Origin of the sequence: Bacillus sp. FJAT-45350 (assembly GCF_002335805.1) — a bacterium.
Lineage (GTDB): Bacteria > Bacillota > Bacilli > Bacillales > NISU01 > FJAT-45350.
In genome coordinates this window covers 1,981,949-2,001,583 of sequence record NZ_NISU01000001.1, presented here as the reverse complement: position 1 = coordinate 2,001,583, position 19,635 = coordinate 1,981,949, and the positions used below count along the sequence as shown (strand labels likewise).

The 19,635-nt window shown below is 35.9% G+C and carries 22 protein-coding genes, 1 other RNA gene, 1 pseudogene and 1 riboswitch; of the genes and pseudogenes, 18 read left to right on the top strand and 6 right to left on the bottom strand.

Annotated features, from left to right (window positions below):
- Positions 1-127 precede the first annotated feature (127 nt).
- From CD003_RS10030 to CD003_RS10000, 7 genes are all read left to right on the top strand, one after another.
- Positions 128-670 (top strand): GbsR/MarR family transcriptional regulator, encoded by a 543-nt coding sequence (locus CD003_RS10030; RefSeq protein WP_096200983.1) that lies wholly within the window; start codon positions 128-130, stop codon positions 668-670.
- A gap of 20 nt (positions 671-690) precedes the next feature.
- Positions 691-1,566: a 50S ribosomal protein L11 methyltransferase gene (locus tag CD003_RS10025; protein WP_179295510.1), complete on the top strand. Its 876-nt coding sequence runs from the start codon at positions 691-693 to the stop codon at positions 1,564-1,566.
- Positions 1,567-1,670: 104 nt separating this feature from the next.
- Entirely contained in the window at positions 1,671-1,877 is a 207-nt protein-coding gene (locus CD003_RS10020) for a hypothetical protein (protein WP_096200981.1), read from the top strand.
- Positions 1,878-1,997: 120 nt separating this feature from the next.
- Positions 1,998-2,729: a 5-oxoprolinase subunit PxpB gene (gene pxpB, locus CD003_RS10015; protein ID WP_096200980.1), complete on the top strand. Its 732-nt coding sequence runs from the start codon at positions 1,998-2,000 to the stop codon at positions 2,727-2,729.
- Between the two features lies 1 nt (position 2,730).
- Positions 2,731-3,504 (top strand): LamB/YcsF family protein, encoded by a 774-nt coding sequence (locus tag CD003_RS10010; protein WP_096200979.1) that lies wholly within the window; start codon positions 2,731-2,733, stop codon positions 3,502-3,504.
- Positions 3,497-4,459, top strand: a complete 963-nt coding sequence (locus CD003_RS10005; protein ID WP_096200978.1) for a biotin-dependent carboxyltransferase family protein — start codon at positions 3,497-3,499, stop codon at positions 4,457-4,459. The genes CD003_RS10010 and CD003_RS10005 overlap by 8 nt, the downstream gene beginning before the upstream one ends.
- Positions 4,460-4,682: 223 nt before the next feature.
- Positions 4,683-5,942 carry an NAD(P)-dependent malic enzyme gene (locus CD003_RS10000; protein ID WP_096200977.1) on the top strand — a complete coding sequence of 420 codons (1,260 nt, stop codon included), beginning with the start codon at positions 4,683-4,685 and terminating at the stop codon, positions 5,940-5,942.
- 73 nt (positions 5,943-6,015) lie between these two features.
- Here the strand turns inward: CD003_RS10000 and CD003_RS22665 are convergent, their stop codons facing one another.
- The 3 genes from CD003_RS22665 to CD003_RS09985 are packed head-to-tail and all read right to left on the bottom strand — an operon-like array spanning position 6,016 to position 7,407.
- A complete protein-coding gene (locus CD003_RS22665) occupies positions 6,016-6,237 on the bottom strand; it encodes an IS3 family transposase (protein WP_096200976.1) in 222 nt (73 codons plus the stop codon).
- 31 nt (positions 6,238-6,268) lie between these two features.
- Positions 6,269-6,943 carry an IS3 family transposase gene (locus tag CD003_RS09990; protein WP_096200975.1) on the bottom strand — a complete coding sequence of 225 codons (675 nt, stop codon included), beginning with the start codon at positions 6,941-6,943 and terminating at the stop codon, positions 6,269-6,271.
- Positions 6,844-7,407, bottom strand: coding sequence for a helix-turn-helix domain-containing protein (locus CD003_RS09985; RefSeq protein ID WP_096200974.1), 564 nt, complete (start codon positions 7,405-7,407; stop codon positions 6,844-6,846). Before CD003_RS09985 ends, CD003_RS09990 begins: the two co-directional genes overlap by 100 nt.
- Before the next feature lie 224 nt (positions 7,408-7,631).
- On the opposite strand from CD003_RS09985, the pseudogene CD003_RS22830 reads away from it, so the two are divergent.
- Both CD003_RS22830 and CD003_RS22825 read left to right on the top strand, forming a co-directional pair.
- Positions 7,632-8,759: pseudogene (locus CD003_RS22830) on the top strand (cache domain-containing protein); the annotation flags it as partial.
- A 30-nt stretch (positions 8,760-8,789) separates the two neighbouring features.
- Positions 8,790-9,701 carry a methyl-accepting chemotaxis protein gene (locus CD003_RS22825; RefSeq protein WP_441296622.1) on the top strand — a complete coding sequence of 304 codons (912 nt, stop codon included), beginning with the start codon at positions 8,790-8,792 and terminating at the stop codon, positions 9,699-9,701.
- Positions 9,702-9,847: 146 nt separating this feature from the next.
- Here CD003_RS22825 and CD003_RS21860 read toward each other — a convergent pair whose 3' ends face one another.
- Positions 9,848-9,985 (bottom strand): hypothetical protein, encoded by a 138-nt coding sequence (locus CD003_RS21860; RefSeq protein ID WP_179295508.1) that lies wholly within the window; start codon positions 9,983-9,985, stop codon positions 9,848-9,850.
- Positions 9,986-10,148: 163 nt separating this feature from the next.
- A non-coding RNA gene (gene ssrS / locus CD003_RS09975) (6S RNA) lies at positions 10,149-10,346 on the bottom strand.
- 141 nt (positions 10,347-10,487) lie between these two features.
- Between ssrS and CD003_RS09970 the strand changes: the two genes are divergently transcribed.
- The 6 genes from CD003_RS09970 to CD003_RS09945 all read left to right on the top strand — a co-directional run bounded on the left by CD003_RS09970 (position 10,488) and on the right by CD003_RS09945 (position 15,844).
- The gene (locus CD003_RS09970; protein ID WP_096200972.1) at positions 10,488-10,895 is read left to right on the top strand and encodes a hypothetical protein; all 408 of its coding nucleotides are present in this window, start codon (positions 10,488-10,490) and stop codon (positions 10,893-10,895) included.
- 31 nt (positions 10,896-10,926) lie between these two features.
- Complete coding sequence (locus CD003_RS09965) at positions 10,927-11,697, top strand: metallophosphoesterase (RefSeq protein ID WP_096200971.1); 771 nt, start codon at positions 10,927-10,929, stop codon at positions 11,695-11,697.
- A gap of 198 nt (positions 11,698-11,895) precedes the next feature.
- Complete coding sequence (locus CD003_RS09960) at positions 11,896-12,804, top strand: MerR family transcriptional regulator (protein WP_096200970.1); 909 nt, start codon at positions 11,896-11,898, stop codon at positions 12,802-12,804.
- A gap of 188 nt (positions 12,805-12,992) precedes the next feature.
- Positions 12,993-13,598: a genetic competence negative regulator gene (locus CD003_RS09955; RefSeq protein ID WP_096200969.1), complete on the top strand. Its 606-nt coding sequence runs from the start codon at positions 12,993-12,995 to the stop codon at positions 13,596-13,598.
- Between the two features lie 246 nt (positions 13,599-13,844).
- The gene (locus CD003_RS09950; RefSeq protein WP_096200968.1) at positions 13,845-14,762 is read left to right on the top strand and encodes a D-alanine--D-alanine ligase family protein; all 918 of its coding nucleotides are present in this window, start codon (positions 13,845-13,847) and stop codon (positions 14,760-14,762) included.
- A 116-nt stretch (positions 14,763-14,878) separates the two neighbouring features.
- On the top strand, positions 14,879-15,844 hold the full coding sequence (locus CD003_RS09945; protein WP_096200967.1) for a YpdA family putative bacillithiol disulfide reductase: 966 nt from the start codon (positions 14,879-14,881) through the stop codon (positions 15,842-15,844).
- 93 nt (positions 15,845-15,937) lie between these two features.
- Here the strand turns inward: CD003_RS09945 and CD003_RS09940 are convergent, their stop codons facing one another.
- Positions 15,938-16,906 carry an asparaginase gene (locus tag CD003_RS09940; protein WP_096200966.1) on the bottom strand — a complete coding sequence of 323 codons (969 nt, stop codon included), beginning with the start codon at positions 16,904-16,906 and terminating at the stop codon, positions 15,938-15,940.
- A 216-nt stretch (positions 16,907-17,122) separates the two neighbouring features.
- On the opposite strand from CD003_RS09940, the gene prsW reads away from it, so the two are divergent.
- The 3 genes from prsW (at position 17,123) to CD003_RS09930 (ending at position 19,631) form a co-directional block, all read left to right on the top strand.
- Positions 17,123-17,770 carry a glutamic-type intramembrane protease PrsW gene (prsW, locus tag CD003_RS09935; protein WP_096200965.1) on the top strand — a complete coding sequence of 216 codons (648 nt, stop codon included), beginning with the start codon at positions 17,123-17,125 and terminating at the stop codon, positions 17,768-17,770.
- A gap of 13 nt (positions 17,771-17,783) precedes the next feature.
- A complete protein-coding gene (locus tag CD003_RS21855; RefSeq protein WP_179295507.1) occupies positions 17,784-17,945 on the top strand; it encodes a hypothetical protein in 162 nt (53 codons plus the stop codon).
- 166 nt (positions 17,946-18,111) lie between these two features.
- Positions 18,112-18,224: riboswitch (SAM riboswitch) on the top strand.
- Between the two features lie 291 nt (positions 18,225-18,515).
- The gene (locus CD003_RS09930) at positions 18,516-19,631 is read left to right on the top strand and encodes a methionine biosynthesis PLP-dependent protein (protein WP_096200964.1); all 1,116 of its coding nucleotides are present in this window, start codon (positions 18,516-18,518) and stop codon (positions 19,629-19,631) included.
- Positions 19,632-19,635 lie beyond the last annotated feature (4 nt).

Here is a 19,635-nt window from a genome sequence, read left to right as displayed (position 1 = left end):
GATTTAAGTGAATTCGGCATAATCCTCCAATATCCTCATGTATGGTATGTTGTGAATACGCTTTTACTCAAATCATAGTTTTGTTAAAATCAAATAAGTAAGTAGCCTAAGGAGGAAACGACATAAGATGGAAAATTCTAACTCAAATGAGTGGAAAAAGCTTGTTAATGCTAGGAATCGTTTTATCTCTGAAATGTCAAAAAATATGGACTTATATGGTATAAATCAAACAATCGGTCGCCTGTATGGTACTGTTTTCTTTGCGGATTCACCAATTACACTTGATGAGATGAGTGAACAGCTAGGGATGAGTAAGACGAGTATGAGTACGGGAATTCGAGCTTTATCTGAAGCAAAAATGGTGGAACGAGTTTGGCAAAAAGGAGTGAGAAAGGATTTATATCAAACAGAAGAAGATTGGTATAAGTCTTTTTCAGCTGTTTTTGTTAATCGATGGAGAGAAGGAGTCGATTCAAACCATTCAGAATTAAAGAATCTTAGAGAAGTATTACTTGATTTAAAAGAAACGAGCTCTGATAATTTATTATTAAAGGAAGTAGAGAATGATTTAGAAAGATTGCAAAGTGCAGAAAAATATTATGAATGGCTTGGAGAAGTAATTATGCTTTTTGAAAGTGGAGAAATTTATAAAATAGTCCCCAAAAAATAATGACAGAAGGAATGGTGTGGATGCTTCATGAGTTTGTCGTCTGTGTGCCGTTAGACAAAGTTGATTTTTATGTTGAAAAATTAAATGCAGTTGGAATTACCTACTTATATTATGATATTCCTTTTGAGGTTACGAAAGATGATAATGGATACGGTGTTGATAGGAAGGAAGTAGAGTTAATAGACCTAAAAATCTATGCTGAAGAAGGGCAGGTTCCCAATTTACCTGAGACGTATTTTGGTTTAATTGAAAAAGAAATAGCGTTTGGACAGAAAGAGGTAGCTTATCAAGTGATAAAGGATGAAGGGTGGGAACAATCCTTCGAGGATATTGATTTAGGAAACGGTTGGGTTATTGTTTATCCTGATTCAGTAAATGAGTATGATGATAAACGAGTGATAAAAGTGGATCCACAGGGTGCCTTTGGGACAGGAATTCACGAAACGACACAGGATTGTTTGAGAATGATAATAAAACATATGGATGAAGGAGTTTCTGTCCTTGATTTAGGGACTGGTTCGGGGATTTTAAGTATTGGAGCAGCGTTAAAAGGTGCAAAAAAAATTCTCGCGGTTGACATTGAACCTGTGGAACGTGAGATAGAGCATCAAAGTAAACTGAATCGTGTTTCTTCTATTGAAATAGTCCAAGCTGATTTGCTACAACACGATGATATCATTCAAGATAATCATGATTGGATTTTTATTAATATTGGTGCTAATGAAACCGTTGGACTAGTTAAACAACATAAACTGTTAGACAAGGGTACCAATTTTTTAGTGTCAGGGATTGTAGAGTGGAACGAAGACAAGGTGAAGGACTTATTTGCAACGTGTAGGTTAATTGTAAGAAAACAGACGAATGAATGGATAACGTTGTTATTTTCAAAGCGATAATAAAGTATAAAAAGCTAACCGTTAAAGCTGTTAGCTTTTTTTGGGTGGTATTTTTTTATAATACTTGAAAAAAATAAGTGTGACATCTTGAAAGGAGTGGAAATATGACAAAACGAGAAGAACAAAAGCTTCCTAGCAATGAGCAAGACCATAAAAAAGTAAGAAATGCAGAAGAAGGATTTACGCTTGAATACGAAGTAACAACGAATGAAGAAGAAATGGTAGATGCGATGATTAATGAATATCACGGCAGGGGCACGGATATCCCTAGGGACGGTATGATTGAATTTGATGGTTTTTACAACGAATAAATAGTAATTATCAAAAGAAATGGGTGCTTTCAAGTTAATGGGGAGCACCCATACTATAGGGGGAATATAGTGTGCTACAATCAACATACTAGATTAGATGTTAGATGAGGTGTATTTTCAATGAATATAGTAAATAAATATAAATGCTTAGGAGATTGTGCCCTTCGTATTGAATTTGGTACGATGATATGTAAAGAGGTAAATAAAAAGATACGTAGATTTTGCTTTTTACTAGAGCAGGAAAACAATAACGGGATTATAGAATGGGTGCCTGCATATACAACAGTTACGGTTTTTTATAATCCAAGCGTGATTACATATAATGAATTAATTGAATATATTGAAAGTTTAGAAGGTGTTCGAGTGGAGAATCAAATACCAAAGGCTACTAACTACCTAATACCTACTTGTTATGATAAGGAGTTTGGTTACGATTTAGAGACGGTTGCAAAATTCCATAGCATCGACAAGGACACAATTGTACGATTGCACTCACAACCAAGTTATCTTGTTTACATGCTTGGATTTAGTCCTGGATTTCCTTATTTAGGTGGAATGTCTGAAAGGATAGCGACACCAAGACTTAAGGTTCCTAGAGAACGAGTTGAGGCGGGTTCGGTAGGAATTGCAGGCTCACAAACTGGAATCTATTCATTAGATACTCCTGGAGGATGGAGAATTATTGGAAAAACTCCAGTGAAACTATTTGATAGTAATAGAAATCGGCCAGTATTATTTCAGGCTGGTGATTATGTTACGTTCGTTCCAATTTCAGTTCAGCAATATTATGATATACAAAAAGAAGTAGAGAATGGAACATATCAAATAAAAGAATACAGTATGGAGGAATAAGATGAGTGTACAAGTAGATTTGAATTGTGATTTAGGAGAAAGTTTTGGTACATATACAATAGGTCAAGATGAATACGTTCTCGATTTAGTCTCTTCAGCAAATATTGCTTGTGGTTATCATGCTGGTGATCACAATATTATGTCTGAAACTGTAAAGTTAGCAGTGAGCAAAGGTGTGTCAATTGGAGCCCATCCTAGTTTACAAGATTTAATAGGTTTTGGAAGAAGAATTATTCAAGTAGATGCAAAGGATGTATATAACTCTATACTATATCAAATTGGTGCTCTGGATGCTTTCGTTAAAGTGAATGGAGCAATTCTTCAACATGTTAAGCCCCATGGTGCACTATATAATATGGCAGCAAAGGATAGTAAAATTGCGACAGCAATTGCTGAAGCGATTTATGACTTTCGACCTGAGTTAATTTTGTATGGCTTATCAAATAGTGAATTAACGAAAGCTGGTGAGAGGATTGGTATACAAGTAGCCAATGAGGTGTTTGCTGACCGTACGTACCAAGAGGATGGTTCCCTTACACCGCGTTCTAGAGAAGATGCGTTTATTGATGATCCACTCGTTGCGGCTAGACGTGTGATCGATATGGTCACAAAAGGTAGTGCGGAAGCAACAAACGGAAGGAGTATTCAATTGCAAGCAGATACAATTTGTATCCATGGTGATTCATTACGTGCGCTAGATTTTGCAAAAGAATTAAGAAAAGAGTTAATCAATCATAGAATTATGATAAAGGCGGTAGGGTATTCTGATGGATAAGTTATTATTTCGTGTTATCAAGGGTGGATTACTGACGACGGTACAAGATCAAGGTAGGGTTGGCTACCAAAGGCATGGAATCGTTGTCTCAGGAGTGGTTGATCCCTACTCTAGTAGAATAGGTAATATTTTAGTAGGAAATGAGCCTTATGCTCCAGTACTAGAAATAACCCTAGTAGGACCAATGTTAGAAGTGTTAGAGTCAGCTGTCATTGCTATTTGTGGTGGTAATTTTACACCGATGGTAAATAATAAAAGAATAGATATGTGGAAGTCGATTATCGTATATAAAGGGGATAAAATTTCTTTTGGTAAAAGAATTTCAGGTGCAAGGGCTTATATCTGTAATTCAGGTGGGGTATCTGTTCCTATTGTTTTAGGAAGTCATTCTACCTACACAAAAGGAGTACTAGGAGGATTTAATGGTAGAAGCTTAATCAAAGGTGATATTCTTTATCGAAACGAAGAAAAAATCTCACATGCGATGATAAAAGGTAGGATACTTCATAATAACTACAGACCTACATACGAAGCTAAGAAAAAAGTAAGAGTGGTATTAGGACCTGATTTAGAGTTTTTTACAGCAGAGGGAAAACGTATATTTCTTAAGTCAAAATATGAGGTTACGAAAGATAATGATCGGATGGGAATGCGACTTCATGGCTCACGGATTGAGCTTGAAGGAGGAGCTGATATTCTTTCGGACGCGATATCTTTTGGTACTATACAAGTACCGGCTAGTGGCCAGCCGATAATTATGTTGGCAGATCGTCAAACAACTGGAGGATATCCTCGTATTGGTGCAGTTATAACTAGTGATTTATCAATCATTGCCCAATTAGTACCTGGAGATGTTGTTTGTTTTCAAGCGGTATCGATTGAAGAAGCGCAGGAATTATACATAAGGCAAGAAAAACTTATTAAAAATTTAAAAAGGGTCAGTGATAACTTGTAAGAGGCTGTTTCGAAAGGTGAATTACCTTTTGAGTCAGCCTTTTTAAGTAATGTGTAAAAAATCTACTATGTTTCTAAAATTAGGACGAGTAATGAACGGGTCCATTATAGTACAATCTCATATTGTTTTACTACAGAAGGTTGCATTTTTTATGCTGTTATAATACAATAATATAAAATTTCGAAAAATTTAGATGAAAAACAAAAAAATGGAGTGAAGAGAATTGGATAGATTAAGGGAAGAGGCGTTAAAACTGCATAAGGAAAATCAAGGGAAGCTTCGTGTAGCGTCAAAGGTACCAGTTGAAAATGCTAAAGATTTAAGTCTTGCTTATTCACCAGGGGTAGCAGAACCTTCTAAGGAAATAGCTGAAAACACGGAACTTGTCTATGATTACACGTTTAAAGGGAATACAGTAGCTGTTGTTTCTGATGGAACTGCTGTCTTAGGGTTAGGTGATATTGGACCGGAAGCAGCTCTCCCAGTAATGGAAGGAAAGGCTGTTCTATTTAAGACATTTGCAGGTGTAGATGCTTTCCCAGTCTGTCTTAATACAAAGGAAGTTGAAGAAATAATCCAAATAGTAAAAGCGATAGCACCGACTTTTGGTGGGGTCAACTTAGAAGATATTGCTGCACCAAACTGTTTTGTTATAGAACAACGACTAAAGGAAGAATTAGATATTCCGGTGTTCCACGATGACCAACATGGAACTGCAATTGTAACAGCAGCCGGATTGTTGAATTCTCTTAAACTAGTGAATAAAGAATTTACATCAATTAAAGTAGTTATCAATGGAGCTGGCTCAGCAGGTATCGCGATTGTTAAGTTGCTTAAAGAGTTAGGTGTATCAAACATCATTATGTGTGATTCTAAAGGTGCTATATATGAAGGAAGAGCGTATGGTATGAATAGCATGAAGGAAGAGGTTGCTCGTTACACTAACAATAACCGTCAAGAAGGTTCACTTGAAGAAGTTCTTACGGATGCAGATGTATTTATTGGTGTATCGGTTGCAGGAGCAATGACAGAAGAGATGGTAAGGAAGATGAATGATAATCCGATAATCTTTGCGATGGCAAATCCAACACCTGAGATTATGCCAGAACTTGCTAAGAGTGTCGGAGTGAAAGTAATAGGAACAGGGCGTTCGGACTTTCCTAACCAAGTAAATAATGTTTTAGCTTTTCCAGGAATTTTTAGAGGAGCATTAGATGTACGTGCTTCTGATATTAACGAAGAAATGAAAATTGCGGCTGTATATGCTATTGCGAATTTAATAGATGAAGAAGATTTAACTGATGATTATGTTATTCCTGCACCATTTGATGCAAGGGTTGCCCCCGCTGTAGCAAGTGCTGTAGCAGAGGCAGCGATACGAACTGGTGTTGCAAGAAAAATAGTTAACCCTATAGAAGTGGAGAAAAATACTCGTGAACTTGTTAAAGTAACAAGTTCTAATAAGGAAAAATTCCCTATATAATCTTAATTCAAAGAAAAGCCTATGCTCTAGCTATATTGCTTGTGATGTGACCCCATAAAGTTAGAGTTTTATTTTAAGCAGCTAATTGGTTGGTGTGGATGCGGTATTGAACCGGACTCATACCAGCCAATTTTTGCTTTATACGCTTGGTATTATAATAAAAAATATAATCTTCAATTCTCTTTTTTAAATCTTCATATGAGCATTTTGCTTCTCCATAATACATCTCTTGTTTTAGTAAGCCGAAAAAGCTCTCCATAGGTGAATTATCTAGACAGTTTCCTTTTCGTGACATACTCTGAAATATTTTGTTCTTCTTGAGCGTTTTAACCCACTTTTTTATGTTGATAATGCCAACCTTGGTCAGAATGTATCGTTGTTCTATACTTTGAACCCTTTACAATTTCAAGAGCCTCATCGAGAGGATCAAGTGCAAGCTCTAAGGTCGGGCGCATACTTATCCCATGCGATAGAATTTCACCGTTACACATATCCATAATGGGGTTCAGATACAGTTTCACTCCATCTAAACATTTAAATTCTGTGATATCTGTTGCTAATTTTTGATGGCACACATTTGTAAAGAAACGACGGTTAATACGATTCTTCGCAATTGTACCGATATTCCCTTTGTAAGAACTATAATTGCGTGTTTTTCGTCTGAACTTATCTCCTTTGAGTCCAAGTTGATTCATTATACGTTGAACCTTCTTGTGATTTACGTCAATCCCACGGTTTCTCAATTCTAAATGGATACGACGGTAACCATAGTTACCATTATTCTCTTCAAAAATAGATTGAATATATGTTTCAAGCTCTTGATCGGGATTCACTTCTTTTATTCGCTTTACATGATAGTGGTACGATGATTCAGGAATACCAACCACATATAAAACATCTTTTAATCGGTAGTTTTCTTTGAGTTCGAATGATATTGCTGTTTGTGCTTTTCGAGATAGCCCTCCGGATCCATCTGAAAAGCTCGCAACTTTTTTAGGTATTCTACTTCTAAACGAAGAAGCTCGTTTTCTCTTTTTAATTCTTGTTCATATGTCATTTCTTTCTCTTCAGTAGGTTTGATTTTTTTATCCTTAGCTTTATCAGACAAAGGTTTCATTCCTTTCACTCCAACCAGGGCTTCAGGACCACCTTCCAAAAAAGCTTTCTTCCATGTGCTAACTGTAGAAGGGTTTGTTAATCCAAAGTGAAGGGCAGCTTCTGTCCTTGAAGAACCTGTTCTCTGCATAAAGCTTATAACATTCAGTTTAAATTGAACAGAATAAGTTTGATTCTTATTCTTCTTCATCAAACCGTCCACTCCAAATTTTTCGTATACTTTTACCCATTTTTGTATTGCAGTGCTATCTCGCATCCCATGTTTCTTTGCCAAGTTGACATATGATAGGTTTCCTTCTTGATACTCTATTACTACTATTAATTTAAATTCTTCACTATATTTAGCCATAAAAATACACCCCAGAAGTCAGATTCTAACTCTAACTTTTGGGGTGCAGTTCAATTTGCTATGGGCTTTTTTGATCTGGTGTAGACTTTTTATATGTTTTTCTATAGGTAGTTAATTTTTTTGAGTGTAATTACTTTCCAAAGGACAGTAAAATAGGTATAGTATTTTATTGTGATAAGAAATTCCTAGTACTGGTACTAGATAAATAGGAAGGGAGAAGTACTATGTGGAAGAGAATGAAAATAAGGAATAAGCTTTTAGTATTAGTGTTTTTCGTATCGTTCCTACCATTAGTGGGTATAAGTACCTTGATATACAATGATGCGAAGAATAATATGACGACTGAGGTAATAAAAGGTAATGAAATATTTCTTGAGCTAACAAAATCAAAAATTAATAATTATTATTCGGAACGAGCTGGTGATGGGCAAGTCATGGCAAGTTCATTGTATGAAAAGATAGCCGAGTTACATATGATAGATGAAACGATTGGTGAAGGACAAAGCTCATACAATGAATTGGACCGAATTTTAACTACGACTTTAGAAGAATACGAATTTACTAATATATTTATAGCTGACGAATCTGGTGTCGTAACATATGCGACAGTTGAAAAAGGAATTGAAGGAACAAATATTTCAGATAGAAATTATTTCATCAATTCGTTGCAGGGGGAACAATTTTGGTCTGAATTATTCTATTCAGATGTCTATGGTTCAAATGTAAAAATTCTAGCTACACCTGTTTATAGTAATGGAACGAGTGGTGATTTTGTTGGTACCGTTAATATCTTACTTGATCAGCAATTAATATCAAATCTTGTACATAATCAGATTCATAGAATTGGTCAAAGTGGAGACGCATATTTAATTAACGAAGAAGGTTTATTATATACAGATACAAGATTAGGTGATTATACAGAAGGTGCCGCAATGAACGTAACGATTAATACGATGGCGGTAGGTGTACTTAGTGAACCTATTAGAAATCGTGATTTGACATTTGAGTTTAATGGGATTTATCCAGACTATATTGGGAATCCAGTTTTAGGGGCTGTGGGAACAGTATTAATTGGTGAACAAGTTTTGGGATTGGTGATTGAGGTTGATGAAGTAGAGGCTTTTACTGAACTGTATAAATTGCGTAATGACATAATAGCAATAGCTACAGCTATTATTTTAGTAACTGTACTTCTTTCATTGTGGTTCTCATCTAGAATGAGTAAACCTATTAATCACCTACGTCATGAGTTAAATGTATTGGCATCAAGTGGTGGGGACCTAACAAAGGAAATAAAGGTAGATAGTGAAGATGAAATTGGAGAATTGGCTACTGCTACAAATCAATTTGTAGGTAATGTTCGTTCAATTGTAAAAAATGTTATGAAGAGCGCAGAGCATGCGACTTCTTCTTCACAACAGTTAGCTGCAAGTGCAGAACAAACAGAACAGTCTTCAACACAAATTGCTACGACAATTAATGAAGTGTCTGAAGGGGTTATTAAGCAAAATGATTATGCATCATCAATTTTAACGATGATGGAAGAGTCAGTGAAAGAAGTAGAGAATGGAAACAATCATGTAGATATAACATTACATAATGCTGAAACATCTACAGCGATTGCACGAGATGGAGAGCGTTCAATAGTTGAAGCAATCAATCAAATTGACCAAACTCGTAAAATTGTATCTTCTGCGTCAAGTTCTGTTCACGCTTTGGGTGAATACTCTGAGAAGATTGGTGACATTATTACAATTATTACAAATATTTCAGACCAAACAAATTTACTTGCATTAAATGCAGCGATAGAAGCGGCTCGTGCTGGTGAGCATGGTAAGGGCTTTGCGATTGTTGCAGATGAAGTGCGTAAGTTAGCCGAGCAATCAAGTCTATCTGCTGGTGAAATTACACAAATAATAAAAGAAATTCAAGGTGAAACATCTGTTGCTGTAAACTTGATGGAGAAGAATTTACTTTCAGTTGAAGAACAAGTGAAGTTAATCGGCAAAGGTGGAGATTCACTTAAAGTAATTGTAAAACAGGCTGAAGAAACAGAAGCAGGGGCAAAAGATACAAAACAAATTTTTACACGATTAAAATCAAACACAGAAAATGTTTTACAATCTATACAGGAAATTTCAAGTATTATAGAAGAATCAGCAGCTTCCTCCCAACAAGTTGCAGCCGGAGCAGAGGAACAATCAGCCACTGTTGAGGAGATTACAGCAAGTGCATCGGAATTAGCGAACATGGCTGAACAACTACAAGAAGAAGTAAATAAATTTAAAGTGTAAGGCAATATAGTAAGAAATGCTAGGGAAAAATAGACCCTAGCATTTTTCTGTTTTAAAAGAGGAGGTAGTAGGAAGTTGAACTATCTTTACTTCTTTTTGTATATTATTGTTTATAGTGAATTGAAATTGGAATCCCCGCATCAAAACTACTCTAGGTAGTCATTAATAATACGATTTCTTGTATTTATAATCCCGACAAGTAAATTATTGTACGACGTCATTTTTAGTTTTTCTTCCAATTGATCCAAAAGGGCAATAATCTCTAACGCTTCTTCTTTATTCAATTGATACCCTCCCTTACTATAAAGGTATTACTATATTGAAAAAATGGTACGGACAGGTAGCTAGATTCTAGTAAAATAATCAAATGTGTATCTCTTGCTAGTAAAGGAAGGCATAAAATAAAAAAACCAGCCTCCATTAGGGAGCTGGTTTGAAATGTTATAATTTAGAGCCGGTTTTGCCGTACGATTGGTATAATAAAGTTTTAAAACCACCACTCCTAAAAGTGGGTGTTTGCAGAAGCGTTCCTGCGTGCCCTCCTTGTCATATAGACAGAGGTTTGTCATTCGAGCTTCGATTAAAACTCCCTATTACAGTTTAAAGGTTAAAACTTTATTATTCATACGAACAAATCAGCTTGTTCTTATATTGCTATAATACATCATGCTCACACAAATATCAATGGTGTTTTTTACCTTAGTGTTTTCAATTTAGCTACAACTGCATATCGATATAGGAAATGAATAAAATGTACAAATGTATAGTTACTATGGAGGGATACAGATGAGAAGAAAACTAGACCGTAACATCCTTTTTCTTATGGTGGGGGTACTTGGGGTGACGATCGCGATGGTTTCTTTTCCAGTGCCTGAAAAATTCACAGTCTCACTAATTTTTGCTGAATTGGTATTTGGGCCTTTTAGCTTACTTGGTTCAGTTATCGCCTTTATCGTCGGTTTTCTATGTTTTTCTGTAGTAATAAGAAAGTTAACGAAAGCCTATTATCATAAAATTAAGGGCAATCGGCAGTTGAAGTCGTATGATAAAAAAATTACGTTTCTATTACTTATTAGCTTTGCCATTCTTTTTTTTCTACAAATATGGGTAGCCCTATTCGCTTTAGGACTTTCCCTATTTTATGGTATAATGGACGCTGATTTGAAAAAAGAAAAGGATAAAGTTCAAGGCTGAGAACTTTCATCTCAGGAGGTACATCAATGGTATGATATTCATTGTAGTTGGAATTTTAATTTGTGTATTCATCACTATTTATATGTTCGTTGAAGCACACCGAAATAGAGTGAATATGTTTGAACTTTTTCCAGATGCCTTTCCCAAGTCATTTGATGGGATGAAGGTTTTTTTTATTTCTGATATTCACTTTAGAAGAATTAATGAAAAGATACTTGAGAAAATACGCGGAAAAGCCGATATTATCGTTATAGGAGGAGACCTACTTGAAAAGAAGGTTCCTTTCGATAGGGTAAAAAAGAATATAGAAGTACTGCGTTCTATAGCCCCGACTTACTTTGTCTGGGGGAACAATGATTATGAAGGTGACTTTAGGAGTTTAGATGCTCTCTTATTGGAGAAAAATGTAACGATATTAGATAATAAAGCTATATCTCTAGAAATGGAAAATGAAAAAATTTATCTGCTTGGAGTAGATGATGTTGGACATAAAAGAGATCGATTAGACTATGCACTTTCCGATTGTGATCATAGTAGCTTTAGGTTATTAGTTAGTCATAATCCGGAGATCATTGATAAGATTACAGAGGATGATGGAATTGGATTATTATTATCTGGCCATACGCACGGTGGCCAGATTAGGTTTTGGGGATTTGGACTTGGAGAAGTTGGCTCGTTAAAGAAGCATGGGAATTTCCTACATTTAAATAGTAATGGTTATGGTACGACAAGAGTTCCTTTTCGTTTAGGAGCCCCATCTGAGACACATTTACTAACCTTAAGAGCGAAAAAAGATAAATAAAGTATTGGAGTATTTAAAATAGTCTTCAAAAGGGTCACTTTTCCCCTTTGAGACGACTCCTATAGAGTGTTTATTCATAAGTTGTACAAAATTTACACGATGTGTGTTTATCCTATATAATTTTCTTGTAGGATATGATAAAGAGATTATACAAGAAGTATCTAATTACATTCATTATACCTGCTGGGGGATAAAATTATGGCATCGAATGAGGGCAAATATAATATTAAAGCTATTTCTAATATGCTTGGAATACAGGCAGGTACTTTACGTGCGTGGGAAAGAAGGTATCAAATTATTGAGCCTGTCAGAAATCAAGCTGGTCATCGTTTGTATACAGATGAACATGTTTCTAAGTTAAAATGGTTAATTGATAAAGTGAATAAAGGGTTTACTATTGGACAGGCTGTTGGTCTTATGGAAAAAGGTGAATTCACATCGGATATAAATGTAGAAGCTCATTTTGATGATAAATCAGTAAAAATGGCAGATGATATTTTGTCTGCGCTTCTGAAGTTCGAGGAATCAAAAGCTCAGGAGTTGCTTAACCATGCATTTAGTTTATTTAGTATTGAAAAGGTAGCTGTAGATATACTAGGAAAACTCTTGGTAAAAGTCGGTAATATGTGGGAGCGCGGTGAAATAACCGTAGCTCATGAGCATTATATTTCCGCCTTTTTACGTACAAGAATAGGCAATGTGTTTCATGGCTATCCAATTGATAGTTTTCTGCCCAAGGTAGTTGCTGTCTGTGGCCCAAATGAGACACATGAAATCGGTCTACTCATTTTTATGCTTTATTTACGTCAAAAGGGGTTTGAAGTGATTTATATAGGAGCTGGAGTTCCGAAGAAAGATGTTCAGTTTGTATTAGAAGAGGTAGAGGCGAAGTTCTTCTTTACTTCTTGTACAATGGTTGAAAATCTTAAGGAAACTATTGAGTTAATCGATATGGTTGATGAAAATTTCTCTGAAGTTGTTATTGGTGTTGGGGGAGGAGCTCTAAAAGCCCTGTCGAAAAAGCAACAAGAAGATTATAAAAAATATATGGTTGGTAATACAAAGGAAGAATGGGAACAGTGGCTATCTAAGTTTTTATTACTGTAAGGGAAGTACTATTTGTTAATGAAATTCATAATCTATAACTCATAATTTATCATTAACATTCCCTCCTGCCCTTTTTATTGTAAAGTATGAACCATTAAGTAGAGTTTCACATATCCTATGAGTAATTAGAAGAGGACCAAGGGGTTAATTCTCGAATTATCGAGGTTACCGCTAAGGGAGGGTCATGTATGAGGTTGGAACGTTTAGACGTTGATAAAATAAAGATTTTCTTAACGTATGATGACCTAAGTGAGCGAGGCTTATCAAAGGAAGATTTATGGCTCGATGTACCTAAGGTTCATGATTTATTTAGAGATTTAATGCTTGAAGCTAACGATGAGTTAGGCTTTAAAGCAGATGGCCCAGTGGCTGTAGAAGTGTTTTCGTTACCAGCGCAAGGCATGGTAATAATCGTAACAAAGGGGAATCCAGAAGAACAGGATATTGACGATGACTATGATGATGGATATATAGAGATGCAAGTAACTCTTGATGAAAGCGATGAAATCTTTTATGAATTTGAAAATTTTGAAGATATAATTGGGCTAGCATCAAGATTATATCCATTCGGCGTTACTGCTGGAACACTTATTTCATTTAATGATAAATTTTATTTACGATTTGATGAGCATGATATTTATGGCATTAACGAAGAGTCATTAATCGCCATTCTTGCTGAATTTGGAAACCCTTCAACGATTACATCCTATCGGGTATTTGAATACGGTAAGGTTCTTATGGAACTAGAGGCGATATACCGTACCTATCACACGTTTATTAATCGAAAAAAATAAAAAAGTACGTAATACCGATAAGCTGGTTTCGTTGAAGTCACTATATCGGTATTTTTTTATGGAGTTATTAGTAGTGATTGCGGATTCTCTATTTGCTGTAAAAGTGATAAGATATCAGTAGCCTTTTGGTTATATAAGGTAAGTGTCTACCGTTATCTAGTACAAAGTTATAATGTAAACAATGTACCAAGATAGAAGTAGGCGAATATAATGAATACATAATCGTCTGTAGGAGTGATTAAGCTTATGAAAATAGCTGTACTATATGGTGGAACGTCTGCTGAGAGAGAGGTATCCTTATCCTCAGGTAAAGGTATTATCGCAGCACTCGAGAAAAAAGGTCATGATGTAATTGGTATTGACTTTCACCCCGATAGAATAAATGAAATTTTATCATTAGATGTTGATATTGTGTATATTGGATTACATGGGCGGTTCGGTGAAGATGGTCGAATTCAAGGGCTATTAGATATGGTCGGATTACCGTATGTAGGGTCAGGGGTTCTTGGCTCAGCTTTAGCAATGGATAAGGCGAAAGCAAAGCACTTCTTCCAAAGAGAAGGAATTCGTGTAGCTAAAGAAAGAGTTCTATATAAACACAACTATAAAAAAGATGCAGCAGAAATTAATTTTCCTTTTCCTGCAGTTGTTAAGCCCAATCAAGAAGGATCTACAATTGGTATTACGTTTGCTAACAACCAAGAAGAACTAAAACAAGGAATAGAAGCGGCATTTAAGCACGATGATACGGTTCTAGTGGAGGAATTTGTTTCAGGAAGAGAAGTTACAGTGGCGGTACTTGGTCAAAAAGGGGAAGAAAAGGCATTACCAGTCGTGGAAATTGTCTCAAAAAATACGTACTATGACTATGAAGCGAAGTATGCACCCGGAATGAGTGAGCATATAGTTCCAGCTCAATTTAAAGCGGAAGTAACAGAATCTTTACAGAAAAATGCTGTTCTCGCACATCAATCTCTTGGTTGTGATGTCTATTCTCGGGTTGACTTTATTGTACCAACTGATGGTACAGAGCCGGTAATATTAGAGGTAAATACATTACCTGGAATGACGCCAACAAGTTTGTATCCAGATGCAGCTCGAGAGTATGGTTTATCTTACGAGGAAATGATTGAAACATTTGTTCAGTTATCATTTAAAAAATAATAAAGCCAGGGGATGTCAATATAGAGGTAGGATGACATCCCCTATACGTATTTCCTGGCAAATTTGGTGAAAGAACTGTAAAATTTGGGGAGAGAGTTTATCAAGGAGTGTATTGTATGAAAGAAGAAAAAGTGATTGTTGTAGGTGGAGGACCTTGTGGCTTAGCAGCTGCACTATCATTGATGGAACAAGGGTACGACCCTTTAGTGATAGAAAAAGATAATGTAGTAAGTTCAATTTATCGTTACCCAACACATCAAACGTTTTTTAGTACAAGTGAAAAATTAGAAATTGGAGGAGTTCCTTTTGTAACGGAGGAACGAAAGCCAAAAAGAAACCAAGCGCTAGTTTACTATCGTGATGTTGTAAGGAGAAAGAACATTCGAGTTCATCCATTTGAAAAGGTAGAGAAAATAACAAAAGAAAGTAATACTTCTTTTGTTATTAGAACTTCAAAAGATAGTTACCGTGCGACCTACATAGTTATTGCAACAGGTTATTATGACCATCCGAACGTGATGGGAGTCCCTGGTGAGGACCAACCACATGTTTTTCATTATTTTAAGGAAGCTCATCCATACTTTGATAGGGATATTGTAGTTATAGGTGGGAAAAATTCAGCTGTTGATGCTACGCTTGAATTAGAGAAAGCGGGAGCGAGAGTAACCGTTCTTTACCGAGGAAGTGAATTTTCACAAAGTCTTAAACCATGGATACTACCAGAGTTTGAATCGTTATTAAATAACGAATTTATTAAAATGGATTTTGAAGCAAATGTGATAGAAATAAAGGAAAACGAAGTTATTTATACAGTTGCTGGGGAAGAGCGCGTAGCCCCGGCTGATTTTGTCTTTGCTATGACTGGATACCATCCTGACCATCAATTTTTGAAGTCAATTGGTGTTGATATAGAAGAGGAAACAGGCCGACCTGTTTTTAATATAGGATCGATGGAAACTAATGTAGAAAATATTTTTATTGCTGGTGTTATCGCAGCTGGTAATAATGCAAATGAAATTTTCATAGAAAATGGACGGTTTCATGGAGAGTCGATCGCAAAGGCAATTAAAGAACGAGTGTAAATAGAGCACACTATTCGTTTGGAATAGTGTGCTCTTAAGAATGTTTAAGAAGTTCCATATACTATGCTTCTTGAAAACTATGTCAAAGTTATTTTAGCGTAAAAAAATCTCCTGTAATTCCTCCAGGTTAGTCGTTGTCTCTAGTGCTGTCATAAGCTTCAACCTTGCTTTTTGACCATTTAGGCCGTTTGTGAAAATTACGCCCATTTCTTTCAGTTTTCTACCCCCTCCTTCATATCCATACGTGTCTTGTACAATTCCGCTATAGGAGCGAGAAACAAGTACGATAGGGATCTCTTTTTCTACAAGTTCTTTTAATTCTGTTGTTATCGAAGGTGGGACATTCCCTTGACCGAAAGCCTCAATAATCAGTCCATCTATCTTTGTGTCTGCAATTGCCTTTATGATATCACCTGTCATACCAGCATATGTCTTCAATAGTGCGACTTTCTTTGTCAGTTTATCTACTTGAAAGCATTCTCGCTTCAATGGGGTGTGGTGAAAGAAGACTCCTCTTCTTGTGACTATCCCAATTGGTCCATATTGAGGACTTTGGAAAGTTGAAATGTTACTAGAGTGAGTTTTTGTTACATTCTTTGCCGTATGAATTTCATCATTAAAAACTACGAGTACACCTTTACCATGAGCTTCTGAATTACTAGCTGTTTGAATAGAAGAAATTAAATTATGTGGTCCGTCAGAGCCGAGCTCATTACTCGAGCGCATCGCACCTGTAATGACGATTGGTATGGACGTATGAACAAGTAAATCAAGCAGATAGGCAGTTTCTTCTAACGTATCTGTACCGTGAGTTACAACTATACCGTCAATCGCTTCTCTTGCTATTTTTTCTTTTATTCGATTTGCTAAATCGACCATATGAGTAGGTGTCATATGAGGAGAAGGAATATTAAGAAAGTCATCGACAATGATAGATGCTTTATCTGAGATAGAATCAATAGTAGAAAAGAGGGGGTTTTCTGTGTTGGGTTTGACAGAACCAGTTTCGTCCTCCTTCATTGCAATCGTACCACCAGTGTGTATAATCAGTATTTTTTTCATTTATTTTCACCTCTTGTTATATAGCTTCTTTTGTTGACCATGTTCCATTATTACCATATAATTACGTTACTTTAAAATAATAAACTTAGCAAATATTATCTTACAAGGGTAACCACCATGTCGGGTTTCTACCTGTAATACGGCTCTATTGTATAAACTTTTATTAAGAAATATGACATGTTACAATTGAAAATAATAGAGGGGAATGGAATTTACGTGCTGTCTTTAATTACAGCCGCAGCCGCACCAGGTTTAGCACTTCTTAGTTATTTCTATTTGAGGAATGGTTACGGCTTACAAACAATAGGTCAAGTTACAAAAAGCTTTATTATGGGAATACTATTAGTGTTTCCTGTTATGGTTCTACAATATGCTTTTATTGAAGAAGGCTTTTTCCTTGCTCCTATTTATAAAGCTTTTATTTTAAGCGGCTTGATTGAGGAATTTTTTAAATGGTTTCTTTTGTTTTTTGTTTCTTATAAACATGGGAACTTTACCAAGCCTTATGACGGGATTGTATTCGGTGTATCACTATCGCTAGGTTTTGCAACAGCAGAAAATTTATTTTATTTATTTGCGTATGGAATTGAGACAGCTTTAGGTAGAGCGTTGCTGCCAGTTGCTAGTCATGCAATTTTTGGAGTAATGATGGGTTATTATTTAGGAAGGGCGAGGTTTGAGTTGGATAAAAATAAATGGCTTATTTTATCCCTCGTAATCCCTATATTAATTCATGGTGGATATGATTACATACTAATCATATCAGCAGACATCTTTATCTATACGATGATACCGTTGATGATAGCTTTATGGTGGCTGGCTCTATCAAAAGTAAAACAAGCAAACGAGCGTCAAGTTTTGTAAGGAGGGATTTGTAATGGGAGCCGATAGATATCGTGTTGTTATTCGATGCCCAGAGTGTGGTGAAAAGTATATTTTACGAGGGAAGCCGAACAGTGAGGGTGGATATGAAACTGGCTTCAAACGTTGTATTTGTGGAAACGAAAACAATTTAGAAGTGGATGCAACACCTGAATAAGTGAGGGTTATTTTTCTTTAACACCTAAACTGTGTAAATGTTTTACAAGCTACATTTGACTCTTATAAAACATTTCTGCGTTAAAGTGAGAAAAATTATCGATTTACTATTGCATTAAACAGTTTTTTAGTGTAATTTTATATCAACCAATTAAATAGTTAGAACATTCTTATCAAGAGAGATGGAGGGACATGGCCCTGTGAAGTCTCAGCAACCAGCCGAAACTGGTCAGGTGCTAAATCCAGCAAGCGTTTTTAAAGCCAGCTTGAAAGATAAGAAGAAGCCAGTTATATGACAAACCCTTCTTCTTATTTTAAGAGGAAGGGTTTTTTGTTGCTTAGGAACTTTAAAATATTTCAATGTGGATAAGTGAAAGCATATTTTTAACAAATTCAGCTATGCAAATTTTGTTCTATAATCAGGAATGAAAAATTACTCCTTTTTAAAAGAAAAGGCGCATTGTGTGTTTAATTTTCCTTTTTGTATACAAATATTTATTTAAGATTCTGAGTATTATGAGTTTATTGTAAAGAGATAGAGTGGCATAATTGGATAGGAGGAAGATTGAACATGAACAGAAAAGAATTAGAGACAACATTGGTGCAAATCGGAAACAGACTAGATGAGCGTACAGGAGCAATTAACACACCTGTCTATTTTTCAACAGCTTATCGTCATACAGGAATTGGTGAGTCAACTGGATATGATTATGCTAGAACAGGAAACCCGACAAGGGAAGTATTAGAAAATGCTATAGCGAAATTAGAGCATGGAGATAGAGGGTACGCCTGTAGCTCAGGAATGGCAGCGGTGCAAACGGTCCTTTCATTGTTTAAACAAGGAGATGAAATTCTTGCCTCGCAAGACCTTTATGGAGGCACTTATCGATTATTCGAGCAAGGCTGGAATAACTGGGGCTTAACGTTTTGCTATAGTGACCCACGGGATTTGGCTACATTTGAAAGTAAGATTAATGAGAGAACGAAAGCTCTTTTTATCGAAACACCTACTAATCCACTAATGCAGGAAGCGGACATTTCAGCTTTAGCAAAAATAGCAAAAAAGTATAATCTATTATTTATCGTTGATAACACATTTTACACACCCCTATTACAACAGCCATTAGTAGAAGGAGCAGATATTGTGATTCATAGTGCTTCTAAATATTTAGGTGGGCATAACGATGTAATAGCAGGCTTAATCGTCGCTAAAGGAGAAGAGCTTTGTGAGCGATTGTTTATGTTCTTTAATGGCATGGGTGGTACATTGGGTGCATTTGATTCTTGGCTATTAATTAGAGGAATGAAAACTCTTGCATTACGAATGGAACAGCATGAAAGAAATGCCAAGGCGATTGTAGAATATTTACAACAGCATGAAAGTGTCGTTGATGTTTTGTACCCGGGCAGAGGGGGCATGATGTCATTCCGTATTAAGAAAGAGGACTGGGTCAATCCTTTCCTTCAACAATTAAAGCTTATCTCATTTGCAGAAAGTCTTGGCGGAGTAGAGAGTTTAATGACATATCCTACAACTCAAACACATGCAGATGTACCAGAGGAAGTTCGTTTAGCGAATGGTGTTTGTAATCGATTATTACGTTTTTCAGTAGGAATTGAATTTGTCGAGGATTTAATAGCAGATTTAGCACAAGCATTTGCATACGTTGAAGAGAATATCAAATAAGGGG